The following is a 26,027-nucleotide window of genomic DNA, read 5'->3' on the forward strand; positions in this document are numbered from 1 at the left end:
CATACCAATGAAAACAATAAAAAAATTATCGGTAGCAATTGCTGCTAGCTTAATAACTACCGCATCATTTGCCAATTGGCATTCAGACTTAACGTTACAAGAGACTAAAACATTAAGCTTAAATGGCGCATCTTTGAGTGAAATGCACTTAGATGTGGGTTCAGGTTCACTACTTATGACCGGAAGTAACACTAACGACATTAATGTTATCGCTCATATCTATCAAGAAGAAGCGCATAGTGAATACCTATTGTCACTGAGTGAACGTGGTGACAAAGCTGTTTTGAAAGCCGAAAATCAACATAATGACGAAAACACTCGAATTGACTTAGAAGTACAATTGCCAAGTCGTTTTAACGTCAATATTGAAGATGGTTCTGGTTCAATAACGCTGAAAAATGTAAAAAGCGCAGATATTAAAGATGGCTCAGGCAGTCTTACTGTTAGTAAAGTTGCTGGCAATTTAACCATAGTCGATGGTTCAGGCTCAATCACAGTTGAAGACATACAAGGATTATTAAACATCGACGATGGCTCTGGCTCTATTAGTGTTGAATCAGTTCAAGGTTCCGTCAATATTGAAGATGGTTCTGGCAGTATCAATATAATTAATGTTGATAGAGGCGTCACTATTTCTGACGGTTCAGGCAGTATCACCGTTAATAATGCCGAAAGCTTCACCTTGCTTGATGACGGCTCTGGCTCCGTCAATATCAGCAATGTTAAAGGAAATGTGAATATGAACGGTAATCATCGTTTAAAGTAGACACTTGTTCACTTTCACCCAAAAGAATTAGCAGTAAAGATATAAATACACGCGAGGTTCAACTATACTTCGCGCAATTATGTCTTTTTACTGCTTTTTACCATGGACAATGAAAACCCTTATTTAACTAACCCTTTACACGGTACAAGCTTATCAACGGTACTTAATGAAATTGTTGATCATTATGGCTTTCCTCTGCTTTATGCGTATTTGAATATTAACTGTTTCAATAAAAACCCCAGTATTGCCGCAAGCATGAAGTTTTTGAAAAAAACACAATGGGCAAGAGAAAAAGTAGAATCATTTTATCTTTATCAATATAAAAGCTTACCAAAAGCGAGTGACAGTGAATTTGAAAAGCCCCCTAGAGAGCGCATAATTCCTCAAGGTTTAACACCTCGACCACCAAAAGAACTAAGTTTCGAAGACGCGGAGAAATTGCGTCTTAAACGTGCTGAAAAATCTCGTAATCATGGCGCCAAACGTAATAATGGCAAAGCTAATCCTTGGGGAAATTTTAGTTAGCTAGTTTATATTTTACTATGGTAAAATGCGCTGTAATGGAGGTTTACTCCAAAAGCTAATGACCTTAAGGCTCACCGAATGAAAAAAACATTTTCACTACACCATGAAAAAATTAAAAAACCTCGCCTCGTAGATGCAATTAAACATGAAGTAAAAAAATACCTGAGAAGAGAAAGAAATAAACAACTACCAACAGGCGCAGATTATTGGGATTTCGACTGTAAATATGGCTCTGCAGCAGAATATGCAGAAGTTGTGCATGTCTCTCAATTAAATAAATCTATTGATCACGCAGTCAGTGAAGAGCTTGATAACTTTTATTTAGAAATTATCGCCAAACCAGGCTATAGAACAACTAAAAGTAACAACGAAGAAATAGAAGAGTAGTCGCTAGCAATAATATCGAGGTTGATTAGCACTTTTTTGTTGCTAATCAACACCTATACAAGCAGTTCTTACATTTACACCTTACTTTGCAAAAAAATGTTGATAATACTTACTGTTGTGCATTATTTGTATTTGTTCATCCGATAGTTGGTAATCACGCTTAAAATCGCGATATAAGCTTCCATACCATTTGTTATTGGCTTTGTTTTCCCGTTTAAGTGAAACAGGTTTTCCAACAAACGTAGTCAGCAATTGTTCTTGCTCTGGCAGTTTATCCATCTGTAAGCATAAAATATCAAAATGTTCAGTTTCAATACGGCTTACCCCCGCATGTTTATCAAACTTATACGCGTAAATGTCAATCCCCGTCATTTCTTTAAATTCGCGGTCAAACCAAGTCAGCGGATATTGATGGTCAAATTCTTGATTAAAAACGTTCGTTAACAAATTAGCAGACTGGCTTCGTGTTGGAAGCGCAGTTGTACGAGTCCCCAAACAATTGGTATGCGCAGCAAATAAATATGCATCAAGATCATGAAAAAACATTGAGATGTTACGTTGCAGAGGTGCTCGCACTAGCGTAATAATTTTGGTTTTTTTACGTTTTCTGAATACTCTACGCACTAAATAACTAATAAGCTCTTGTTCTAGCCTAAAATAAAAATAACGAAAGCCAAATTTTGCCTGTCCCTTTAAACGCGGCAAACACGTAGTATTTTTACTATAAAACGCATGTATATGCAGTGAATTACTGATGGCACTTTCTAATGCCGTAGAGCCAACCTTTCCCATTTGATAAACAAAAATAGTGTCTTCATTTTTAAACTTATCAATAAACGCTTTCTTACCTTTAATTCGATTAATTACGTTCTTCAACATCCTCATATCCGTATGTTGTTAATAAACAATTAATTAAACTAAATGATGTTATTACCTCTCGAAACATATTTAGCAGACCTTGATTGAAATATAGACTAATACAGACACTTAAAGCAATAAACTAAAAATCAGATGATGAACCTTCAGTTAAGCGCTATATACTTACTGGTAGTCTACTCAACATAGAGAAGACCACCCTCAATGCTATTTTTGAATCGTTTGAAAACTGCCATAAGTTAACAAACGCATTATCCATTCAAATGGACCAAACTTAAAGCGGTTCATCCAGTATGTTGAAAACACTAATTGGAATATCCAGACAACAACAACGACAGCAATCTGCTCAATTCGCTCGAGCGACCCGTATAACCCTAACCCCCAACCGTAAAAAATAAAACAGCAAATAAGGGTATGTAATAAATAGTTCGTTAATGCCATCTTACCAACATTCGCAACATTACGAGTAAAACCCGTGAACACATTCATACGCGAAAAAGCCATTAATAAAGACATGTAACTCAGTGCCATGAGAATGCTAGCCCAATAATTATACTGAACCCCAAAAAACATTAATTCAACTGCCCATTGTTGAGCAAAGTTTTGCTCAACTTCTACAACAATTGCTATAACGGAAATAAGCAAACTTATAACACCAAAAGTTACTAATGATTTCGTTGAAAACCGCTTACCAAAGAAATCCATCTTATAAAGCGCCATACCAACTAACATCAAACCAAGTATTCTAGGAATATAAAAAATAATATTGGTATGCATTTTACTCGCCATCAAATGGCGCGTTTCCATTTGCCCTAACCAAGACGCACGATTATTGGCTAAATCTTGTGCGATCTGTTCTGCGTTGGGTGACCAAATAGCATTAATCATTTCAAGTTCAGAAGCTTCCCAGTGTGGTAATGACATACCAACCAACCACATGAGCAAAGCACTTATCGCAACCCAAAAAAAGCCTTGAAGAACGAGCGATTTCACCGTTAAGTTGCGCGCTAAATAGGCCAAAACACCCGCGATAGCATATGGAAATAGAATGTCGCCAAACCACAATAAATAAGCATGGGCTATACCGACGATGGCTAAAATAAACATTCTTTTGTAATGAATTTTTGTCGCATTACCGCCCTTCTTTGCAATGTTTTCGGCCATTAGCACAATACTACAACCAAACAACAAAGAAAAAATCGTCATGAATTTTTGATTAGCAAAGATATGAGAAAAGTAGTACACGTAATAGTTAATACCGCTGAGATCTCCATATGTAGTTGGGTTACTATATGCAGAAAATATCATTGAAAAGGCTTGGATATTCATAATTAAAATACCCAATAGTGCAACACCTCGAATTAAGTCAATAGCAACGAGTCTTTCGCTTGCCTGCGTGGGAGAGTAGGATTGATACTCCATGTAGTCCTCTAGAATTTTTACAAAAAATTTACAGCGGACATCATAATGAAGTACAAAGAAAAATTCTTGATATTTCTCGTTATTTTTTTGTAAAAATTGTAATAAAATGCGCGAATACGCTTGCAAAAGGTGAATGAAATTGTGTCTAACTACGTATTAGCCTCTTATAATTTCTATGAATGATATCAACGTCATCAAGTGTTATTTTGCATCAAATCCCTTTTCGACCGACGCTTAAGAAACCTTCAGCATTTGTTCTTTCTTTAATATTGGTGTGGTATTAGCTCATTGGAATTTAACTGAAAAGCGTTAATCTGGGTAAGGAAATAACTACTCCCTATTTTCCTTTAAAAGCTATTTTTTTATTCGACAACGAGTTGGCCTAACCAACATTAAAACCGTCAGGTAATTTTACAAATGTACAATTACATTAGCGTTCAACACTAATATCCCCTTGATTATCATAAAGTTAAAAAACAGGCACGATTTTTTCATGATTGTACTTGAGTACAATAAACCAATAATAAACAACAAGGATACAAGATGAAAATATATTCACTCTTATTAGCCGCACTGTTATCGATATCATTTCACTCAACTGCAGAATTGATAGACTTTGAAATTTACGTTGATAGTGGTCCTAACGCGTATGGCTCTCCTGATTGGAGTAGTTGGTTAGATAGTGCATACAACGACATCGCAAATGGCACGTTTGTTAACATGAGAAGTAGTAGTAACGCCGCAAATGAAGGTACGCTTAACTTTGAAATGCAAGACGGTGTTGTTTACAGCTTTGATGATTTAGGTAAAAGAATGCAGTATTTTTACTGGTTACCTGGTCAAACACTTGACTCTGTAGCAGGTATGTTTGAAGTCAGTTTACTCGCAGACTGGGACGGTACTTGGTATGACATATATAATAACACGGCACCTGGCACACAAACCTGGGTTGAGCCAACTAGCTGGATCGAATTTAATGGTGGCGTAATTGGCACATCAGGTATGGCATGGTGGGGAGCATATGGTTTCAACAATGCGAGTGACCCTGCAGAAGCGCAAGCTGCATTAATGTCTGATTATGCGGCTTGGGAAGGTTCAATGGGCGACTTTCAATTTTGCGCACGTTCTGGCAATAATGAAAGCTGTCTTTTGTCTGAAATTAACCCTGCACGAGTACCAGAGCCTTCATCTATTTTACTATTTGGCCTGAGCCTTTTAGGTTTAGCTAGAGTTAGCAAGCTTAAAAAATAAGACACAATGAGTATAGTAGCTCTGGAATAACGTTTTACCTAGTCAAAAAGAATAAGATACACGGATGTATTTTATTTATTCTCTCAATCCATTTTTATCATTTCTTCAATAAGTACTAGAAAAATATTCTTTAAAAACTTATAGTTAAACTCTTTTTTATGCTAATGTGAATCGAATAACCTATGGCAAGAGTTACTGAATATGATGGTTTAAGAGGTTGGTTATTAATCATCATTGCATGTAACCACTTGTGGGGTGAGTTTGTTTCTGACTTTACTCGCGCTCCATTGGGATATGTATCTGCAGCCGAAGCATTTGTTTTCTTATCAGGCTATGTTGCTTATTTTGTTTATCGAAAACTGCATTTAACGCCAATTAAGCAGGCAAAGAAAATACTTTTTCGAACGTTAACAATCTATCTTTTTCATATCTGTGCTATCACAATCACCTTTACATTAATCTTCTTTTTTCCATTTTATAAAACAATGTGGAACGAATTTTTTCTTGCAGGTAATTTCTATTTGTCAGTCTCTGAGTTTGCATTAGCGAGTGCTTTATTATTAGAGCATCCTGGCTATCACGATATTTTGATCATGTACCTATTTGCCATGTTCTTTCTACCTTTAACGATGGTTGCGCTAAAACATAACCACTGGTTTTTGGTGCTTATTGTCAGTATTTTCTGTTGGCTATTAGCGCCGATTATAGAGCTGTCTGACCTTAACAACCTGTATAACGTGTTATTTCCATCACTAACAATGCAGATCAGTTACTTTGACCCTATGGCATGGCAACTCTATTTCTATATCGGTGTACTATTGTCTTACGCGAAGTTTGAACGAAATATAAATTTTGAATTTACGCCAATCGTTAAAGTAACACTCGTTAGCCTTGCTGTCGTATTTATGATCGCTAAACACACTCATCAATTTACGTGGCTATCACCTTTTGTGGCAAATTCTGGTTATGCACCAATTGGCTTGGTAATCAACTTATTAGTGCTAAGTTATGTATTCATGTTGTGGATGCGCCATTTTCCTTGGCTCTTTAATTTGAAGTATCCTATATTTTTGGGACAACATGCACTTCCAGTATTTTCATTTCATACTATCGTTGTGTATTTTTTACTGCCTGCATTTCATCCTAATATTACTCATTACTGGTATTGGGATCTCGCTGCTTGTGCACTATTTGTTGCGACTTTATGGATCCCTGCTTCACTAGATGATAAATACCATCAATATAAAAAATCAAAATTAACACCTGTACTGATTTAAATATTTGATCGTATATACTCTGCCAGTTATTTTTATGTAAAAACACGATAAAAGGGTGTTTAGCATTAACACTCCCTCTTATCGTGAATAGCGTTATTTATTTAGTCCAAGCATAATCTTCAAATAAAGGATCCACTTCTGTTTTAGCAATATGGTTTACGTAATTACTGATCACCTTCTGTGACACGCCTAAAATCACTTCTAATACTTGTTTTTGACCATAACCCGCGGCATAAAATGTACTTAACTGATCTTCAGTTACAAAACCACGCTGGCGAACAACCGACAGCGTAAATTCATGCAGAGCTTGCAGTTTTTCGTTAGGCAACGTTTTTCTACTTCTTAACGCTTCTGATATTTCCGAAGCAACCCCCATCATATTAGCTATTGCAGTATGTGCAGGAACACAATATTGACAATTATGCTCAACGTTTATTGTTTGCCAAACAACGGTTAACTCTTCGTTATTGAAAGAAGTAGAGGTAAACTGCTGATGCAATTGTTTATAGGCTTGTAAAATTTCTGGTGATTCAGCCATAACAGCATATAACACAGGTATAGCCCCCATCTCTTTTTTCGAGTTTTCTAGAAATGCTTTACTTTGTTTCGGCGCAGATTCGATTGTGTGTTTAATAAATTCGCTCATTTTTTGATTCCGTATAAAGAGTAAAAATTAAAAGATAAAACTTACTATCAAGGTGAATTGACAAAACAAACTATACTCACACTTGAACGATCGTTCAACTAATTTATTGAACGATCGTTCATAAACATTTTGATTGGAATTTAACTCATTGAATAATATTGAATTTTAATATTCAATAATGATATTGCTCCCTTTTGCTATGAGTAAAAGGGAGCAATACCTTTACCTTCTACTAGCTAAACCCTATAATTGAACATGTGTTCAAAATAGTAAATTCAATGATTGTGATGGCTAAATCAACAAAATATGATCGTCAAGAAGTGATAAAACAAGCAACTAACCTTTATTGGAAGAAAGGCTTTCATGCTACGTCGATGCGAAATTTACAAGATGAAATAGATATGCGCCCAGGTAGTATCTACGCGGCATTTGGTAGTAAAGACGGCTTATTTATTGAGGCATTAAGATACTATACGGATATGGGGATTGCACAGGTTGAAAAATGCCGCTTGGCGCATGATTCCCCCTTAGAAGCCTTGAAAGCTTTTGTGAAATATCAGGTGATAGACAGTAAAGACTCCGCCCCCAATAGCATCTGTTTACTTACAAAAACGATTGGCGAATTAACGAATGAACACCAAGATCTTATTGAACTGACAAAAAAACATTTACGTGAAGTAGCTCAAGAGTTTAGTAAATTGATTCAACACTCGCAAAGCTTAGGTGAAATAAGCACACAGAAAACTTCAACCGAACTTGCAGATTATGTGCAAATTCAAATTGCAGGTTTACGAAGCTTTGCAAAAATTGACGACGATGAGCGTAAATTGAACGCAATGATTAACGACATATTCTCTCATTACCCGTTCTCAACTACTTGATGACAATAACCTTACAAGCTTTGCGTTAAATAGCGTATATCTTTTATCAAATACTCAAAACTCTATTACTTTTACTATAAATACAGGCTAATAAATCGTAAATGACGTGCCAGAGTCTTCTAACGCTTGATAAAAATCCTCTATTTGACACTGTTCTTCTAATTGACAAATTACACGATATTTTTCAATTGCAGGTTGGTAGCCTTGCAATGCTGCTTTAAATAGCCAATTAACCGCAGTTTCAACATCTCTTTGTCCTTCAATCCCAGTAATATAAAGTTCAGCCAAATTAGTTTGCCCAGGTGCATAGCCTAACTCTGCCGAATGCTTTAATAAAGTAAAGGCTTTTTCAAACCTATCTTCAATATACGTTGTCTTCAAATAAGCCATCGCTTGAGTGTTTTGCCGCTTTCCGGGTATGAAGCGCCATTCTTGTTCGGCTATTTCAAGCTCGGTTACAACATGGCCATCAATCATATAGGCCGTTCTATTTCGACCAATATAATTCAGCTCAGGTCTAACAACACGATAAATAAAACCTTGCTGGAACAGTTGATCTAATTGTGTGTAAGAAAAGTGGTGTCTTTTTTTCTCGAAATAATCATCACTGACTGTATGCCCTAGGCTAACACCATTGCTTAGCGTAGATTTTAGTGGATAAAAGTAATTTCCATAAACAAGAGAAACCATTCCACCAGTAATATCGACAATTTTTGCAACACGATACTTTTGATGTGGACGAAAATCACCGACGGACTTTTGGTAGTCTAAATAATAAAAGTCATTTACTTTAGGTGCATCAATATACGTTTGGCTTTGACGAACTTGTTGTTGTTCTTCAGAGAAATAAAAGATTAAAAGTAAAACAATTAAAAAACTGCCAGTAAAAGTGCTTAATAGTCGTAAATTATTAAGCAATGCTAAGGCAAAATTTGAAAAAATTAACGTTAAATCAGTTGAATTACGTGGAATATCAACAATATTATGGCATTGCAAACAATGAACCTGAGTATTTCGCTTAATTGGTATTATTGGTAAATATTCAAGAAAATAATAGCCATAAGTAACTATAGAGTTAACGCGATGCGTTTGGCCACCACAGTCAGAACATTGCAATTTATCAGTTGTTCCCAAACATAATATCGATTCTCGGTAATCCATCTTTTATCCGTTATTATTATCCTCACTTATTTTTATAGCATCCGTTTATAAATCAAACAAGCAAATATACTAAGTTTTTCGTACATATAAAATAGAAAGACAATATGGAAGAAAAAGCGCTATGGTTTGGTGAGCACTCAATTAATGGACCAAGCTAACATTACATTCTTGGACACCTAAAACTATATAGGCAACCCTAGTTGTTATTTACTTCTTAACTTATACGCTATTTTATCGCCTTCGCTCGTGCAAGCTTAAAAGTACAAAATGCTAATATAACGGCAATGATCCCTCGAGGCGCAGGATTGGTAAAATCTAAGGCATGTGCAATTTTATATGGTACGCCAAGGTCAACCATTAGCCAGCGACTGTATGTTGTCGCAGCGACATCTTGCATAGATGGTGCATTAGGAAAGCTATACTCCCCAACAAAAATCCAACAAAGAGCCTGTATGCTCAAAAACACTATAATTGTCAGCAATATGGCAATACGTAGAGAAAAACGAGGGCCAATGACCAGTTCTTTTGATGATTTTTGATCAATTGTTTTTTCCATTAAAATATACATCCTTTTAAGTACAACTTCCCAATAGTTTATTCATTATTAAAACGGATAAAAAGAGGCTAGTAACATTTTTCGAATTTTCATGCTTTTTAAATAATAAATATGTCACTGCCCTTTTTATTCAAACTTGGCAAATGAAAAGAAATAAACTACGATAGGTGTCGTACATGTATAAAAAACCAACAACAAATCCAAAAATATAATGATAAAAGGACGACAAACGATGAAACGATTAATCCTACTGGTTTTATTGTCAATACCAAACTTAGCAGTCGCGATAGATAATAATATTTCAATTGGACATACAATAAAAATTGAATCTGAAATTCTCAAAGAACAACGCCGTATTCAAATCCACTTACCCGATGCTTACCTCACCAGCAAAAATAACTTTCCAGTACTTTATCTTACCGACGGCCCAGAACACTTCAACCATACGGTTGGTACAATGAACTTTCTCGCTGAAAATGGTCGTATGCCACAAATGATCATTGTAGGCGTTGCCAACACAGACAGAGCTCGTGACTTAACACCTAAAATATTAATATCAAAAGATGAGCGATTTCAAAATGGCGGCGGTGCCGATAACTTTTTAAACTTTTTTGAACAGGAGTTAATCCCCTATATTGAAAAAAACTATCGCACTCAACCTTATCGCATTTTCAGTGGTCACTCATTCGGCGGATTATTTGCAATAAACGCTTTTTTAACAAAACCACATTTATTTAACGCTTACATTGCAGTAAGCCCTAGTTTGTGGTGGGATGAACAACGCTTAGTGGATGATGCGAAAAAGTTTTTTACGCAAACTAGATCACTTGAACGCACCCTCTTTGTCACCATGGCTGATGAAGGTGATAGAATGACCGTCCCTTATAACAATTTCCTTAACGTCGCAAAAGAAAACAATATTGACGGTTTAATATTTGCTCACAAAGAGTTTGATGATGAAGATCACGGCTCAACGGTATTGCGTAGTCAGTATTTTGGGCTTAAGCAAGCATGGGATGGCTGGCTAATGCCACGTGAGGCTTTTACCCAAGGCTTAAGTGCTGTTCAAGCTCACTATAAAAATATTTCATCTAAGTTTGGCTTTGATGTAAAAGTACCCGAAGGAATAATTAACAATTTGGGCTACATAGCATTAGGCAATGAAAAATTAGAAGAAGCATTAGAAATATTTGCTTATAACGTGAAAATGTATCCAAACTCAGCAAATGTTTACGATAGCTTAGCTGAAGCACAAGAAAACGTTGGCCAGTTAAATAAGGCTTATAAAAACTATTCAAAAGCATTGAAAATGGCAGCACCAAATAACAGAAACATTGCGCTTTTTGAACAGAATAAAGCAAGAGTTGCCAAGCGTTTAGCAAGTGAAAGCATTACTGCAGACGATTAAAATATAAAGTAATAAGGGGTCGGTGATTTTTTTAAATGACAAAAATGTCCACCTCCTTTTATTTTCTGTATTTCACCTTCTTGATCTTGATAATGAATCACATCAAAATAGGTTGAAGTTCGATCAGGCACGTATGTTAGGAGAAGCTAGGAGTGTTATTAAAACAATCAAGTATAATACCTGCTGCTAGCTTTAATGATTTTGGTCTTCGTATGATAGTGCCCAATAAGCTGCTTGCTAACTGGGTACAATGTTTATGGACGACCAACCCTATGAATGCCACTCCCCCTTTAATCGAAGAAAAACTATACCCCGATGCTGGCTCAAGCCTAATGTTTATATTTAACAATAACAGCGTAGATATCCGTTATTATCATTATACGCAGGTTATTACTCACCGTTGGGATACATCGGTTCATTATATTAGTGTACGTTTCAAGCCTGGAGCGGCTCAAGCTCTGCTAGATATTGATAGTTTGTCGAATCAGAATGAAGAAATCGATTTGATAACGAATAATTTTTCAACTCGTGCTGAGTTACAAAGACTTGCCGAATCTATGGACAAATTATCGATAGATAAACAACTAGAGAAAATACAATGTTGGCTTTTGCAACGTGCAATGCACGTTCAACAACGTTTTAATAAATGGATAGCTATTTTAACGCAAGCCTCTAGTTGTCTGATTGCACCGAATCAACTGGCGGAAAAATATGGCTTTAGTCGCCGTACTTTAGAACGGCAGTTGCGCAAATACTCAGGGTGTTCACCTCTGCAATTATATGGCTTTGCTCAAATTCGTGGCGCAAGACAACGGTTAATTACCACCAGTGATAGTTTAAGTGAAATAGCATTAGACTGTGGCTATTATGATCAAGCGCATTTTACGAATGTTTTTCATGAGAAAACCTTAGAAACGCCTTTGCAATATCGAAAAAGAAAATTGTCGCAAATTTCCAATCGGTAATATCTATCAGTCCTTAAAATGACGTTAATTATTTTAAGGAGCACAATATGCAACCGAGACTTTCACCCGAAAACCTATACAAAAACTGCCCTCGCGTGCCAACTCACCTTATTGGTTTAGGCAAGCTCGCAGACAATGAAACGCTATCAAAACAATTACTTCATTTAGTGAAGTTAAGAGCCTCGCAAATAAACCACTGTGGTTTCTGCCAAAAAATGCATGCCGATGAAGCCAGAGCAGATGGTGAACAACAATCTAGGTTGGATGTATTGTCCGCTTGGCGAGAGCTATCTTGTTTTACTGCGCAAGAACGCGCAGCACTTGCATGGACTGAAGCATTAACCCTGATAGCAAGTGAAGAGATTACCGATCAAACTTATCAACAAGTTACTGAGGCATTTGGTGAGCAAGGTGTCGTAGAGCTAACAACCGTAATCCTTGAAATAAATAGTTGGAACCGAATATCTGTGGGTTTTGGTTTTCAGCCAGAAATTAAAGCATGAGGTGAGCGATGACAACAAAAATACGCGATCGTATTGCAATAAATAAACTGGGTATATTGGCAAGCTTGTCTTTCTTCTTTGGCAGCTCATTATTTTTACCTACTTTTGCAGAATACGCCACAACAGGAGTTTGGCTTTTTATGTTGGGTTCAGCGCTAATGTTTATCGACATCATTCGCCCTTAGTCGGTACATAAACGTTAATTATTAGCACCTTAGCATAACTAGCCAAGGGAATAGGTTTTCGCTGATTATTTTACGAATTCCGCTTAAATTAATCAGCGCAACCTAATAACAAGAGTATAAGCACACATCTATTTCATTACTCCTCACATTGTCAATTATTGTGTTACTAGCCCTTATTTTTGGCGATATTATCTGTTCAACACTACACTTAGTTGAGTAGTTTATTGATTGATAAGGTCTGTGATGAAAGTGTGCAAATACATTGATATGGATGCCAACATACTACTGGGTATTGCTAATGATAGGTTACGACATGAATGCACAAATCTACACAGCCTTGCAGCACTAATGGATGTTAAAGAGCAGCAACTAGAAAATAGACTCGCTGAAATTAATTTTCATTATGAAGCAGGTTTAAACCAATTTATGCCCAATATTCAATAGCTGCATGTTGGTTTTTAAATTGGCAAGTTACGTTATTCATATACTTGCCAAGGACAAGGTATGCACAAAAGAATATAAATTAAACAAAAATGTCATCTCCCTTTTTGCAACCTCTCTAAAAACATACTTACCTACTCGGTGTACTAGCTAAATTATATTGCGGCGGTGGCCGCAGCACCCAAAGGGAATTGGTCGGTGAATTCCCTTTGGAAACCCTCACCGCCCCGCTCTGCAACTACCTCTCGAAAAATATCGACGATATTATCGATACCTTGCGATACGGCTACAAGCCTAAACGCAAGCGCTCGACACCCTATCTCGCGTCGATAATTCGTATTCGTCATTTTCCTCTCGATGCAGAGAAGGGAACCAGTATCAACTGCCCAGCTCGCTTCTAAAGTCAACTTAAATTAGAAACAATGAAATTAAACACCTATTGTTGTGTTTTCTGCTTCCAAAAGTTGCCAAGAATTAACAACCATAGACAAGCAATAAATTCTCCGGCTGTGCCTACTATTGAGATGTATGTGGGTAAACTGTCACTGGTAAGTAAAAAATTTAAAACGAACTCCGTTATATAATTAATGATCCCCGACACTATCAACAGCCAACCGATTATTGAAGGAAGCAAGTGTGATTGAATCGCTAGTACACCAAACAAAATTAGCCAAACACCAGTCAATACTTGAATAAGCATAAAGCCTTGAGAAAATGATAATGATAACAACAAAATGCGTTGAGCAACTTCTACCGAATGTTCAATACCACTACTTATCAAGCTGACAATTTCTACATAAGATAAGGTATTAGCTAAAAATGCTGCCGCCCCGACCAAACCAACACTCAATAATAATAGTGCTAAGGTATAATTTGTTTTATTAAATATGACAAAAAGTAATACTGACATAGCAGTAAACGCGATAAAACTTACTAAACAACCCGTTATCCCCCATCGGAATAAACCCAGATTTTGCTCGAAATTAACCATTGTCTGTAATGAGTCGTGCCAATTAAACATAACAGATGGCACGTATACCATGCCAAAAATACCACTGATAATTAATATCAAATAGCTCGCTCCTGCTAACCTCACTAATTTATTCGTAAGCACTATACGTCTCCTATATGTTCAAAATGTATGAACACATAGGTTTGCAAATTAAAGCATGAAAAGCGTCCTATCCTACAGGGGAGTACTGTTATTGTCGGTGTGCCGACAGCACGCAAAGGGGAAATAACACCAGTTTCCCCCTTGCAACCCCCTCGGTGCCCAAACAGCGGAATACTTTGTTAAATCACTAGCGTAAACCTCGATACCTGCCGAATGCTCGTCCCTCTGCACGGCAGCCCTCAACATCGATGTTTCGGCTCGAGGCTTACCCTTGCTAGTCATTTAACAAACCGCTGACATGGGAATTGGTGTTAACTGCACTGCTCACTTTTATCGTTAACTTAGTTAGAAACAACGAAATTAAACACCAAACGAGAACGAAGCATTAAGTCTACTTTTAGCAAATGCCTAAAATCTAAAAGCTCGCTGCATGTATTGCTGGCACGACGCCAGCAAAGTTAAGTAGCATAGGATATGCGTTCTTAGTGTTACATCGAAAGCGAGATTGTGATTTTAGAAAAAGCATTTGCAAGCAGCTCCGAGGGATTCCAAAGGGAGGCCGGAGGCAGTCTCCCTTTGGGTGCCGTCGCCACCGCGACAACATAGCCAGAACTAAAACACCAAATTCTAAAGTATTTTAATTTGTATCTGACCCTATTTATTTCACCATAAACGTCACCGACCCCTTTTATTTTAATGAAATTTTATTTCAGAATCTTGTCTGTAACTATACTCTCCAATTATCCCTAAATTTTGCAACTCTCTGACAATACTCCACATAACCATTCTGTATTTGTATTCATCGTCATTTTTTAAGTAAGAGTCAGCAAGTAAATAGAGAGAAATAGTCAAGTTATTGCGATCAAAGATAACTTTTTTGTAATTGCGAATGTTAAGTACAAGGTAAGTCTGTAGAAGCGCTTTGTAGGTAATATTGTCATAATATTTTGTAGCTAAAAAAGTATATTCATCTGTAAGGTATTTTTTGTTTTTTACTGCGTCAACTAAATCAATCTTATTGGACATTGCTGAGCTTATATATTCATATATTCCAAAAATTTTATCTTCACCATCAGCGTGAATTGCATTCAAAAGTTTGATATTCAGACAGTCACTTTCAATTTTATCTTTTGCAATTTTTTTCAATAGAGTTTTATTATGACTATTTAACACGCTCAAAGCCTCTTCAAATAATGCCATTGTTAAAGCAGTATTACACCATTCGAAATTAGGTAATCTTTCAAAGGCATTTATCAATTCTCTGTCATGTCCATCCAATTTAGCGTCAGAGTTCATTAAAGCAATATAAGCTTGTTTTAACTCATGAGAATCATGGGCAGTTAAGTATTTTGGAAGTGCAAGTGACTCAACATTTATTTTAGTTTGTAGATCAGCTGCTGAAGAGTTAATTGAATATAAACAGCTACTTATAACTACAATATAAATTAGAAATTGATTCATTTTGAAAAGTCCCTTTTAGTGCGAATACAGAATCGAGCATAATCAATTGCCTAGATTCATCTTACAATATATTTCGATTATCGATAACAAGTCAAACGGTTTCAGCTAGACTGAATCAACGCTAAGTGATTCAGAGGGAAAGCAACGAAATTAAACTCCAAACGAGAACGAAGCATTAAGTCTGCTTTGAGCAAATGCCTAAAATCGAAAAGCTCGCTGCATGTATTGCTGGCACGACGCCAGCAAAGCTAAGTAGCATAGAATATGCGTTCTTAGCGTTACATCGAAAGCGAGATCTTGATTTTAGAGACAGCATTTGCAAGCAGCGCGCAGGGAGTCCAGAGGGGCTTCGCGCAAAGCCCCTTCTGGGTGCCGTCGAGCACCCTCGACAATATAAGTAGAAAATAAAACTAAACCTTAAAGTATTTAACAAGAATAAATCATCCATTCTCTACTATGAAGATTCTATATACTACCCTCCTCGTTATTACTATACTTATCCTAAATATCTATAACTCATCATTATGATTAATATAATCAAAGACACCTCAAAAATCGCATTATTTAGAGATCATAAGTTTACGAAAAGCGAACATTTGAATTACGCTTACTCGCCGATAAACTCTCTAAAATTTAGTGATAATCAACAAATAAGAGCAATATTAGATGGTATTTACTTAAAACTAGAATCATGTGTGTTACATAAGTTTGTTATTCTTGAAGGAATTCATAGACGTTCTTCTGACAATCAAATTGCTTATGAAGAGGTAGTTAAGAGCAGTGGTGGCATTACTAATTGTATAAAAATGGCTCAAAACTCTAAAAGAAGTGATTTTATAATCGTATTTGATTATCCTGAAACGAAAATTGAAATAGAATCATTTATAACTAAAACAAAATCACTGTTAGACAGCTTAGCTCAACTAACATCCCTAACCTTTCAGCTTGAAAAAACGTCTTTCAACGATAAATTTATCGAATCTATAAAACAAAAATCCATAAAGAATAAACAAGCAAATAAAATAATTAAGCTAATAACACTTAACCAAAAGCTATGGATTGAAGAACTTATAAAAATTAGAAATCTATCAGTGCATCATGGTGGCTTAGTAAACCAATTTAATTGGGCTATAGATCTTGTTGATATACCTAAAAAAGACTTTGACTTAATTCAAAAGCCTATAATGCCAAATAATGAATCAGTTGAAGAATTTATTACAAAGGTAACAAAAAATATATCCCATCTAGTTTTTTGGCTAAAGTACTTCTGCGCAAAACAAATCAGTTATAATCCAGAACAAATCTACTCGCAGGATAATTTAAAGTGTTTTTGTGGTTCTGGAGAAACATTTAATAAATGTTGTAAAAACAAAAAACCCGCCTAATGGCGGGTTTTTCAAATCTTCAAAAAGAAGGTTAGCCGATTACCAACCTGCTTTCTCTTTAAGTGCAACACCGATGTCCGCTAATGAACGTACAGTCTTAACACCAGCCGCTTCTAAAGCAGCAAATTTCTCATCAGCTGTACCTTTACCACCAGCGATAATAGCACCAGCATGGCCCATACGCTTACCTGGAGGAGCAGTAACACCAGCGATGTAAGAAACTACAGGCTTAGTTACATTAGCTTTAATGTACTCAGCTGCTTCTTCTTCTGCAGTACCACCGATCTCACCGATCATTACGATCGCTTCAGTTTGTGGATCGTTTTGGAACATTTCCAATACGTCAATAAAGTTAGTACCTGGGATTGGGTCACCACCAATACCAACACATGTTGATTGACCAAAACCAGCGTCAGTTGTTTGCTTAACTGCTTCGTAAGTTAATGTACCTGAACGAGATACAATACCTACTTTACCTGGCTTGTGGATGTGACCTGGCATGATACCGATTTTACATTCGCCCGGCGTGATAACACCTGGACAGTTAGGACCGATCATGCGAACGCCTGTTTCTTCAAGCTTAACTTTAACGTCAAGCATGTCTAGCGTTGGAATACCTTCAGTGATAGTAACGATTAATTCGATACCAGCATCGATAGCTTCTAAGATTGCATCTTTACAGAAAGGTGCAGGAACATAAATAACTGTTGCTGTTGCGCCAGTTGCTTCTACAGCTTCACGCACTGTGTTAAAAACTGGAAGACCTAGGTGAGTTTGACCGCCTTTACCTGGTGATACACCACCAACCATTTTCGTTCCATATTCAATCGCTTGCTCTGAGTGAAAAGTACCTTGACCACCAGTGAAGCCTTGACAGATAACTTTAGTATCTTTGTTAATTAATACAGACATTATTTGCCCTCCGCAGCAGCAACAACTTTAGTCGCAGCGTCAGTTAATGATTCAGCAGCAATAACGTTTACGTCTGAGCTTGCTAATACTTCACGACCAGCTTCAGCGTTAGTACCTTCTAAACGCACAACAACTGGTACTTCAACGCCTACTTCTTTAACAGCAGCGATAATACCTTCAGCGATCATGTCACAACGTACAATACCACCGAAGATGTTTACGAGTACTGCGCTTACATTGTCATCTGAAAGGATGATTTTGAATGCTTCAGCAACACGCTCTTTTGTTGCACCGCCACCTACATCTAAGAAGTTAGCTGGCTTACCGCCGTGTAAGTTAACGATATCCATTGTACCCATTGCTAGGCCTGCACCATTAACCATACAACCTACGTTGCCATCTAATGCTACGTAGTTTAATTCCCATTGTGCCGCATGTGCTTCACGCTCATCTTCTTGAGATGGATCGTGGAAACCACGGATTTTTGGTTGACGATATAACGCATTTGAGTCTACGCCAATTTTACCGTCAAGACAGTGAAGGTTACCTTCGTCTGTGATCACTAATGGGTTAATTTCTAATAACGCAAAATCATGATCATTGAACATGTTACCAAGACCCATAAAGATCTTAACGAATTGCTTCATTTGCGTTGGGTTTAAACCTAATTTAAAGCCTAATTCACGTGCTTGGTATGCTTGTGGACCCACTAATGGATCAATCGCCGCTTTATGAATTAAGTGTGGCGTTTCCTCAGCAACTGTTTCGATGTCTACACCACCTTCAGTTGATGCCATGAAAACAACGCGACGCGTACCACGATCAACAACCGCACCTAAATATAGTTCGTTCGCGATATCAGTACAGCTTTCTACTAAAATTTTAGCAACAGGCTGACCATTTGCATCTGTTTGATAAGTTACTAAGTTCTTACCTAACCAATGTTGTGCAAATTCTTTGATTTCGTCTTTAGTTTTAACTAGCTTAACACCGCCAGCTTTACCACGGCCACCAGCGTGAACCTGTGCCTTAACTACCCACATATCGCCGCCAATTTTGTCAGCAGCTTCAGCAGCTTCTTGAGGGGTATCGCACGCGAAACCTTCAGAAACTGGTAAACCATATTCAGCGAATAATTGTTTCGCTTGATACTCATGCAAATTCATGGTGTTTTTCCACTTATCTGTAAATGAAGAGGTAACGACTTTCTAACTGTCATTACCATCGAAAAGTCGACCGATTATAGTACAAAAGCTCTAAAGAGCAAACCCCTTAGAAGCTATACTATAGTCTAGTCTTAGACTTTTTCGATTAAGTTTTAATTAAGTGTAGAAATCTTTATCATTTAAAATGAACGTTAGTGGGTTTTAGCAAGGCTTTTCGACAATATTCCTACATTTTTACGCATTTTTTCTTTTGCTGATTTTCGATGTATATATTCCACAAATAATAAGTTAACAATCAAGCCTGCCCATATTAAAATACCAATAATTAAGTCAGTTAATATTTCTTGCCCGAACAGCATAAAAATAGGAAGAATGATAAGTCGTTGTGTCGCCGGCCCAAGTGCTGCTGCCATCGCTCTCATCATCCAAAGCTTATGCCGGATAATATTTTTCTGAGCAATCGCATAGATAGCAATAACCAACGACGTTATCAGCAGAAGGTTATATGCGACAATCCCCGCATATTTTAATGCGCCGCCGTAACTAGGAAAAAACTGATTCATCCACAACGCTGACAAAACAACAGGAATAGCACTGACCGCCAATAATCTACCAAGGATACGATGAAAGCCAGGCGTTTTTCGACGAATTGGTTCTGCAAATTGTAATGGTGATAATAAATTGAAAAAAATGCCAAATACAATATGAATCACTATAGGCAACGGCGTTTCTGTATACGTACTATTAGTCGTACCATTACCAATACTATTCAATTGTAAAACACCTAATGCAATAGAAATCATGCCTAATAACAATAATAATATACTGGTTCGCCAAGGGGACAACTTCTCTCGAATGCTCATAAAAGTTCCTAACATTAACTCTATTCAAATAAACACATGGTTATTCTGTTGTATTAATCATTAAGGTTTACGGTTAGCTTTGTCGTCCGCGCCTATACGCGAAGACTTTTTCAACTGCTTTTTCTGCAAAGATTTGTGTATATTAAACAATAGAATCATTGTCACAGGTGTTTGAGCATCGTGATGTTAGTAAAAAGGTTTTACATTCAATGTACGAAAACACTTTGTCGGTTACGGTATTGCTTATCGCGCTTGGTCAAATTTTATTAACCATATCTTTAGCGATACCACGGCTTAACAAAGCGCCTATTTATTTACCTTTAACGTTATTTTTTATTTCGAGCGGCCTTACGTTTTCTTTGCCTGCAATCAATACAATTTGGCCTAAGTTTACGTACTACTCTCTGTATTTATTGCTACCGACAATTTTTATCCAGCCTGTCTCTCTATGGCTTTATATTAAGGGGCTAACAACCACAAAGGCGTGGCGCATAAATCGTCACTATTGGCCACACTTTATTCCAGCCTTATTAGGTGTATTGTCAGCTGTTTATATTGCAACGATACCTTCTTCAATGGTTATAGACCTTGTTATTACAGGTCAGCAACCGACAGAAAAACACGCAATTGTATTAGTACTCATGTTGTTTATTTTGTTTGTTATTTTTATGATCCAAACAACCACATACTTAATCGTCATAGTTAAAAGGCTGATCCGATATAGACAACAATTACACGCTGTATTTTCCTCAACAGAGCAAAAAGAATTACTGTGGGTTATATGGTTAGTATCTATTTTTGCATTGACATGGATCGCGGTGCTATTGCATATGTTCCCCTTCATATACAATAACTCACCGTTAGTTAGCAGCGACTTTATCTCATTATGCTACTTTGCCATGATCTGGACATTAAGCATTTGGGGACTAAGACAAAAACCTGGATTTGAATCGCATAACGTTGAAGCAGGTAAGCCAGTAAATAACATCGATATTTTAAGCACGATTAGCACGGTTAACGAAAGATTACCGAATGAAAAACCTAGAATTTCATCCCCCCAAAGTAAATACCATCGCTCGGCCTTAGGAAAAGATCAATCTAAAAGTATTGCCAATAAATTACATAAAGCAATGCAAAGTCAACAATATTACTTACACGCCAATTTATCATTACCTGAACTTGCAAAATATTTACTTGTGCCGCCAAACTACCTCTCTCAAACATTAAATGAACATCTTGGAGAATCATTTTTTGATTATGTAAATCGATTGCGAACAGAGCATGCTAAGACACTTATTACGAAACAAGACACGTCATTACTTGATATTGCGATGGCGTCTGGCTTTAATGCAAAATCTTCGTTTTATAAAGCATTCAAAAAGTATACGGGCGTCACGCCAGGGAAGTTTAAAAAGAACTTAAGCAATAACGTTAAAATAGAACCAAGTTGATAGATACAAAAAACCGCTCATAAGAGCGGTTTTTTATTCACAAATATTACTTATTAAACATCGAGTAATAAGCGTGTTGGATCTTCAAGCAACTCTTTAATCGTTACCAAGAAGCCAACAGACTCTTTACCATCGATTAAACGATGATCATAAGATAATGCTAAATACATCATTGGTAAAATTTCAACTTTACCATCTACCGCCATTGGGCGATCTTGGATTTTATGCATACCTAAAATCGCAGTTTGCGGTAAGTTAATGATAGGCGTTGAAAGCAATGATCCAAATACCCCACCGTTAGTGATGGTAAAGTTACCGCCTTGCATGTCATCCATTGTTAACTTGCCGTCACGACCCTTGATCGCTAAATCACGAATGCCTTGCTCAATACCTGCCATTGAAAGCTGATCAGAATCGCGTAGAACAGGAGTAACTAAACCACGAGGTGTAGACACAGCGATAGAAATATCAAAGAAGTTATGATAAACAATATCATCACCATCAATTGAAGCGTTAACTGATGGGAAACGTTTCAATGCTTCTGTAACCGCTTTTACGTAGAACGACATGAAACCTAAGCGTGTATCATGTGTTTTCTCAAAAACGTCTTTGTATTGTTTACGAAGATCCATGATCGGTTTCATGTTTACTTCGTTGAATGTGGTTAACATTGCTGTTGAGTTTTTAGCTTCTAGCAAGCGGTTAGCAATAGTTTTACGTAAACGTGTCATTGGTACACGTTTTTGACTGCGCTCACCTAATGCACTGTTAGCAGGTGTAACGGCTGCAGGAGAAGATTTTGTCTCAGCAGACGCTGATTTATGTACCGCTGCTTCAACATCTTCTTTGGTAATTCTGCCGCCTTTGCCAGTTCCTTTTACATCACTCGCAGATAAGCCTTTTTCAGTCATTAAACGACGAACTGAAGGGCTAGCAACTTCATCACCAGATGAAGCTTCTTCTGCAGGAGCAGCCGTTGGAGCAGATGTAGCCGACGCGCCAGCAATTAACTCAGCGATTTTTTGCTGACCTAATACCGTATCACCTTCTGCATGAATAATTTTCCCCATCACACCGTCAGATGTAGCTGGTACTTCTAAAACAACTTTATCCGTTTCAATATCGACTAATACTTGATCACGAGATACCGAATCACCTTCAGCTACATGCCATGTAGCAATCGTTGCATCAGCAACTGATTCTGGTAATACAGGTACCAAAATATCTTGTACTTGGCCTTCAGGAGCTGATTCTTTAGCAGGCGTATCTTCCTTATCGGCTGACGGAGCAGCCGCTGCACCAGCTTCCAAAATAGCGATAACTTGTTCGCCTAGCACAGTAGCACCCTCGCCTTCACGAATTTCGCTGATTACACCGTCAGAAGTCGCTGGTACTTCTAACACTACTTTATCAGTTTCAATTTCTACTAATACTTGATCACGTTTAACGCTATCACCTACCTGTACGTGCCAAGTAGCAACTGTCGCGTCAGCAACTGATTCTGGTAATACTGGAACCTTAATTTCGGTCGTCATTCATTTATTCCTTACAATCTCTTAACCACAACAATGGTCTACTTAGCATTTAGCGCATCATTTACTAGCGCTTGCTGTTCTTTAACATGGACAGACATATAACCTACAGCCGGTGCAGCAGAAGCTTTTCGGCCAGCATATGTCAAATAAGTACCGTCAGGGATAGCCTGTCTAAAGTGGTGTTGCGAACAATACCAAGCACCTTGATTTTGTGGCTCTTCCTGACACCAGACGAATTCTTTTACATGCTGATATTGTTCTAACTCAGCTGCTAATTCTTTTTCTGGGAATGGGTATAACTGTTCAACACGTATAATCGCTACGTTCTCTTGCTCATTCTTACGACGTTGTTCAATCAATTCGTAATATACTTTACCGCTACAGAACACAACACGATCTACATTTTCAGCTTTAATATTGTCGTCAACTTCACCAATAATATTATGATAGAAACCCGTTGCTAAGTCTTCTAGTGAAGATACTGCAAGTGGGTGACGTAAAAGTGATTTTGGCGACATAACAATCAATGGACGACGCATAGGACGTACTACTTGACGACGAAGCATATTGAACACTTGAGCAGGGGTTGAAGGAACACATACTTGCATATTGTGATCGGCACATAGTTGCAAGAATCGCTCTAAACGTGCTGATGAATGCTCTGGGCCTTGTCCTTCATAGCCGTGCGGTAAAAGCATAGTTAAACCACATAACCTACCCCACTTTTGTTCACCAGAAGAAATGAACTGATCAAATACAACTTGCGCACAGTTGGCAAAATCACCAAACTGAGCTTCCCAAATCGTTAAGCCATTTGGTTCTGCTGTGGTATAACCATATTCAAATGCCAACACAGACACTTCTGATAATACCGAGTCATGCACATCAAAAGGACCTTGATCTTCACTAACATTTTTTAATGGTACATAAGCATTAGAATCATCTTGATTATACAATACTGCATGACGATGGAAGAAAGTACCACGACCAGAGTCCTGACCAGTAATACGTACGCGATCTCCACCTTTAACGATCATGCCGTAAGCAAGGTTTTCTGCAAACCCCCAGTCGAGTAACTTTTCACCACTCGCCATTTTCTTACGATCATCGTAAATTTTCTTAACACGTGAATGTACAGCGTGATCTTCCGGATATGAAGAGATTTTTTCAGCTAATGCTTTAAGTTCTTCTAGCGGAATATCACCATCATATGGGTCATCCCAGTCATGATCTAAAAACGGTGTCCAATCAACGGAATGTTCAGTCATTGGTCGATACTGTTCAACAGTACATTGACCTTCATCAAGTAACTTTCTGTAGTACTCGGCCAGTTCATTTGAACGGTCTAGGCGAATACTTCCTTCTTGATCAAGTTGGTTAGCATAGAGTTGTCTAGGCGTAGGATGCTTTTTAACCTTCTTATAAACCAACGGTTGAGTAGCGCTTGGTTCATCTGCTTCGTTATGTCCATGACGACGATAACAAACAAGATCTATCACAACATCTCGCTTAAACTTATTTCTAAAATCTAATGCAATCTGTGTCGCTAAAATAACCGCTTCCGGATCATCACCATTTACATGGAAAATTGGTGCCTGAACCATTTTGGCTATTTCAGTACAGTATTCACCACTGCGGGTATCCGCTGGGTTAGATGTAGTAAAACCAACTTGGTTATTAACAACGATACGTACACTACCACCCACCTTAAAGGCACGTGCTTGTGACATATTAAAAGTTTCTTGTACAACACCTTGACCGGCTATCGCCGAATCACCATGGATGGTAATAGGTAAAACCAAATCACCACCATTACAGTCACGACGGTCTAAACGTGCTCTAACAGAGCCCATTACTACTGGATTTACAATTTCAAGATGAGAGGGGTTAAACGCCAATGCCAAATGAACATTGCCACCTGGTGTAACAAAGTCAGATGAGTACCCCATATGATACTTAACGTCACCAGAACCGACTAAATCATCATGTTTTCCGGCAAATTCGTCAAACAGTTTTGATGGGTTTTTACCCATCACATTAACTAATACATTTAACCGTCCACGGTGTGCCATTCCAAGCACAACTTCTTTGGTACCATGAGCACCGGCACGGGTAATTAGTTCTTTAAGCATTGGGATCAGTGCATCACCACCTTCCAATGAAAATCTTTTTGCACCAGGAAATTTAGCGCCAAGGTATTTTTCAAGGCCGTCAGCTGCGATCAATCCTTTTAAGACTTCTTCTTTTTCTTTTACTGATAATTGTGCTTGAGATTGCACCGATTCCAAACGCTGTTGTAACCAACGCTTTTCTTCAGTAGAAGTCATGTGCATATACTCAGCGCCTATCGAACCACAATAAGTTTTGCGTAGCGCTTTGTATAAATCACCGAGTTTCATTTGCTCTTGTCCACTAGCAAACGAACCGATATTGAATTCGCGATCGAAATCATTTTCAGATAGTTCGTGATGAGATAGCTGTAAGTCGCGAACCTGATCACGCTGCCATAAACCTAATGGGTCTATATTGGCATTTTGATGGCCTCTGAAGCGAAACGCATTAATCAGCTGTAGTACTTTGACTTGCTTAGCATCGCTACCACCTGACACAACAACTGTTTTATGTGTTTGTTTAGCAAGCTCACGAAATTCTTCACGAATTTCAGAATGACGATATTCAACATCTGCACCTTCGATTTTTGGTAAATCGTCAAATACAGCACGCCATTCCTCTGAAACAGATTGCGAGTTATCTAAATAAGATTCATATAGTTCTTCTATATAAGCAGTATTTGCACCGCTTAAATGGGAAGACTCTAGCCAAGCCTTCATTACACCTTCTGGCATTGCCTGTTCCTTGAATAGGGTTAAAGCAATTAAAAATTAAATAA

General features: G+C 37.5%; 27 protein-coding genes. 14 read left to right on the forward strand and 13 right to left on the reverse strand.

The annotated features are described in order from the left end of the window. Positions 1–7 precede the first annotated feature (7 nt). From QUE09_RS10380 to QUE09_RS10390, 3 genes are all read left to right on the forward strand, one after another. Positions 8–766 (forward strand): DUF4097 family beta strand repeat-containing protein, encoded by a 759-nt coding sequence (locus QUE09_RS10380; protein ID WP_286232688.1) that lies wholly within the window; start codon positions 8–10, stop codon positions 764–766. Between the two features lie 102 nt (positions 767–868). Beyond that, positions 869–1,291: a VF530 family protein gene (locus QUE09_RS10385; protein WP_286232689.1), complete on the forward strand. Its 423-nt coding sequence runs from the start codon at positions 869–871 to the stop codon at positions 1,289–1,291. Positions 1,292–1,369: 78 nt separating this feature from the next. After that, positions 1,370–1,678 (forward strand): DUF6172 family protein, encoded by a 309-nt coding sequence (locus QUE09_RS10390; RefSeq protein ID WP_286232690.1) that lies wholly within the window; start codon positions 1,370–1,372, stop codon positions 1,676–1,678. Between the two features lie 81 nt (positions 1,679–1,759). Here QUE09_RS10390 and QUE09_RS10395 read toward each other — a convergent pair whose 3' ends face one another. Together QUE09_RS10395 and QUE09_RS10400 are read right to left on the reverse strand one after the other, a co-directional pair. Beyond that, positions 1,760–2,557 (reverse strand): putative capsular polysaccharide synthesis family protein, encoded by a 798-nt coding sequence (locus QUE09_RS10395; protein WP_286232691.1) that lies wholly within the window; start codon positions 2,555–2,557, stop codon positions 1,760–1,762. 204 nt (positions 2,558–2,761) lie between these two features. Continuing rightward, the gene (locus QUE09_RS10400; RefSeq protein ID WP_286232692.1) at positions 2,762–3,976 is read right to left on the reverse strand and encodes a DUF418 domain-containing protein; all 1,215 of its coding nucleotides are present in this window, start codon (positions 3,974–3,976) and stop codon (positions 2,762–2,764) included. 543 nt (positions 3,977–4,519) lie between these two features. Between QUE09_RS10400 and QUE09_RS10405 the strand changes: the two genes are divergently transcribed. Next, a complete protein-coding gene (locus tag QUE09_RS10405) occupies positions 4,520–5,227 on the forward strand; it encodes a PEP-CTERM sorting domain-containing protein (protein ID WP_286232693.1) in 708 nt (235 codons plus the stop codon). A gap of 182 nt (positions 5,228–5,409) precedes the next feature. Beyond that, positions 5,410–6,504, forward strand: a complete 1,095-nt coding sequence (opgC, locus tag QUE09_RS10410) for an OpgC domain-containing protein (protein WP_286232694.1) — start codon at positions 5,410–5,412, stop codon at positions 6,502–6,504. 97 nt (positions 6,505–6,601) lie between these two features. Here opgC and QUE09_RS10415 read toward each other — a convergent pair whose 3' ends face one another. Then, positions 6,602–7,150, reverse strand: a complete 549-nt coding sequence (locus tag QUE09_RS10415) for a carboxymuconolactone decarboxylase family protein (RefSeq protein ID WP_286232695.1) — start codon at positions 7,148–7,150, stop codon at positions 6,602–6,604. A gap of 287 nt (positions 7,151–7,437) precedes the next feature. Here QUE09_RS10415 and QUE09_RS10420 point away from each other — a divergent pair, with 287 nt between their 5' ends. Next, positions 7,438–8,031 (forward strand): TetR/AcrR family transcriptional regulator, encoded by a 594-nt coding sequence (locus QUE09_RS10420; protein WP_286232696.1) that lies wholly within the window; start codon positions 7,438–7,440, stop codon positions 8,029–8,031. An 87-nt stretch (positions 8,032–8,118) separates the two neighbouring features. On the opposite strand, the gene QUE09_RS10425 is transcribed toward QUE09_RS10420, so the two are convergent. Together QUE09_RS10425 and QUE09_RS10430 are read right to left on the reverse strand one after the other, a co-directional pair. Beyond that, positions 8,119–9,192 carry a tetratricopeptide repeat protein gene (locus tag QUE09_RS10425; RefSeq protein WP_286232697.1) on the reverse strand — a complete coding sequence of 358 codons (1,074 nt, stop codon included), beginning with the start codon at positions 9,190–9,192 and terminating at the stop codon, positions 8,119–8,121. A 226-nt stretch (positions 9,193–9,418) separates the two neighbouring features. Beyond that, the gene (locus QUE09_RS10430; RefSeq protein WP_286232698.1) at positions 9,419–9,748 is read right to left on the reverse strand and encodes a hypothetical protein; all 330 of its coding nucleotides are present in this window, start codon (positions 9,746–9,748) and stop codon (positions 9,419–9,421) included. Positions 9,749–9,980: 232 nt separating this feature from the next. Between QUE09_RS10430 and QUE09_RS10435 the strand changes: the two genes are divergently transcribed. The 5 genes from QUE09_RS10435 to QUE09_RS10455 all read left to right on the forward strand — a co-directional run bounded on the left by QUE09_RS10435 (position 9,981) and on the right by QUE09_RS10455 (position 13,253). After that, complete coding sequence (locus tag QUE09_RS10435; RefSeq protein ID WP_286232699.1) at positions 9,981–11,156, forward strand: alpha/beta hydrolase-fold protein; 1,176 nt, start codon at positions 9,981–9,983, stop codon at positions 11,154–11,156. A 152-nt stretch (positions 11,157–11,308) separates the two neighbouring features. After that, entirely contained in the window at positions 11,309–12,121 is an 813-nt protein-coding gene (locus QUE09_RS10440; protein ID WP_286232700.1) for a helix-turn-helix transcriptional regulator, read from the forward strand. A 47-nt stretch (positions 12,122–12,168) separates the two neighbouring features. Beyond that, a complete protein-coding gene (locus QUE09_RS10445) occupies positions 12,169–12,624 on the forward strand; it encodes a carboxymuconolactone decarboxylase family protein (protein ID WP_286232701.1) in 456 nt (151 codons plus the stop codon). 8 nt (positions 12,625–12,632) lie between these two features. After that, positions 12,633–12,809: a YrhK family protein gene (locus tag QUE09_RS10450; RefSeq protein WP_286232702.1), complete on the forward strand. Its 177-nt coding sequence runs from the start codon at positions 12,633–12,635 to the stop codon at positions 12,807–12,809. A gap of 243 nt (positions 12,810–13,052) precedes the next feature. Then, positions 13,053–13,253 carry a DUF4250 domain-containing protein gene (locus QUE09_RS10455; protein ID WP_286232703.1) on the forward strand — a complete coding sequence of 67 codons (201 nt, stop codon included), beginning with the start codon at positions 13,053–13,055 and terminating at the stop codon, positions 13,251–13,253. Positions 13,254–13,405: 152 nt separating this feature from the next. On the opposite strand, the gene QUE09_RS10460 is transcribed toward QUE09_RS10455, so the two are convergent. From QUE09_RS10460 to QUE09_RS10470, 3 genes are all read right to left on the reverse strand, one after another. After that, positions 13,406–13,597 carry a hypothetical protein gene (locus QUE09_RS10460; protein WP_286232704.1) on the reverse strand — a complete coding sequence of 64 codons (192 nt, stop codon included), beginning with the start codon at positions 13,595–13,597 and terminating at the stop codon, positions 13,406–13,408. 89 nt (positions 13,598–13,686) lie between these two features. After that, the gene (locus tag QUE09_RS10465; RefSeq protein WP_286232705.1) at positions 13,687–14,364 is read right to left on the reverse strand and encodes a DUF4386 domain-containing protein; all 678 of its coding nucleotides are present in this window, start codon (positions 14,362–14,364) and stop codon (positions 13,687–13,689) included. 693 nt (positions 14,365–15,057) lie between these two features. After that, a complete protein-coding gene (locus QUE09_RS10470; RefSeq protein WP_286232706.1) occupies positions 15,058–15,825 on the reverse strand; it encodes a hypothetical protein in 768 nt (255 codons plus the stop codon). Positions 15,826–16,019: 194 nt separating this feature from the next. Between QUE09_RS10470 and QUE09_RS10475 the strand changes: the two genes are divergently transcribed. Both QUE09_RS10475 and QUE09_RS10480 read left to right on the forward strand, forming a co-directional pair. After that, positions 16,020–16,226, forward strand: coding sequence for a hypothetical protein (locus tag QUE09_RS10475; protein WP_286232707.1), 207 nt, complete (start codon positions 16,020–16,022; stop codon positions 16,224–16,226). A gap of 123 nt (positions 16,227–16,349) precedes the next feature. Continuing rightward, positions 16,350–17,210, forward strand: coding sequence for a hypothetical protein (locus QUE09_RS10480; RefSeq protein ID WP_286232708.1), 861 nt, complete (start codon positions 16,350–16,352; stop codon positions 17,208–17,210). 39 nt (positions 17,211–17,249) lie between these two features. Here QUE09_RS10480 and sucD read toward each other — a convergent pair whose 3' ends face one another. From sucD to QUE09_RS10495, 3 genes are all read right to left on the reverse strand, one after another. After that, entirely contained in the window at positions 17,250–18,122 is an 873-nt protein-coding gene (gene sucD / locus QUE09_RS10485; protein WP_286232709.1) for a succinate--CoA ligase subunit alpha, read from the reverse strand. Further along, entirely contained in the window at positions 18,122–19,288 is a 1,167-nt protein-coding gene (gene sucC, locus QUE09_RS10490) for an ADP-forming succinate--CoA ligase subunit beta (protein ID WP_286232710.1), read from the reverse strand. Before sucC ends, sucD begins: the two co-directional genes overlap by 1 nt. A gap of 191 nt (positions 19,289–19,479) precedes the next feature. Then, the gene (locus tag QUE09_RS10495; RefSeq protein WP_286232711.1) at positions 19,480–20,151 is read right to left on the reverse strand and encodes a DUF2306 domain-containing protein; all 672 of its coding nucleotides are present in this window, start codon (positions 20,149–20,151) and stop codon (positions 19,480–19,482) included. 209 nt (positions 20,152–20,360) lie between these two features. Between QUE09_RS10495 and QUE09_RS10500 the strand changes: the two genes are divergently transcribed. Further along, complete coding sequence (locus QUE09_RS10500) at positions 20,361–21,602, forward strand: helix-turn-helix domain-containing protein (RefSeq protein ID WP_286232712.1); 1,242 nt, start codon at positions 20,361–20,363, stop codon at positions 21,600–21,602. A gap of 53 nt (positions 21,603–21,655) precedes the next feature. Here the strand turns inward: QUE09_RS10500 and odhB are convergent, their stop codons facing one another. Together odhB and QUE09_RS10510 are read right to left on the reverse strand one after the other, a co-directional pair. Then, on the reverse strand, positions 21,656–23,137 hold the full coding sequence (gene odhB, locus QUE09_RS10505; RefSeq protein ID WP_286232713.1) for a 2-oxoglutarate dehydrogenase complex dihydrolipoyllysine-residue succinyltransferase: 1,482 nt from the start codon (positions 23,135–23,137) through the stop codon (positions 21,656–21,658). Positions 23,138–23,175: 38 nt separating this feature from the next. Then, positions 23,176–25,983, reverse strand: coding sequence for a 2-oxoglutarate dehydrogenase E1 component (locus QUE09_RS10510; protein WP_286232714.1), 2,808 nt, complete (start codon positions 25,981–25,983; stop codon positions 23,176–23,178). Positions 25,984–26,027: the final 44 nt, after the last annotated feature.

Origin of the sequence: Thalassotalea sediminis (genome assembly GCF_030295915.1) — a bacterium.
Lineage (GTDB): Bacteria > Pseudomonadota > Gammaproteobacteria > Enterobacterales > Alteromonadaceae > Thalassotalea_C > Thalassotalea_C sediminis.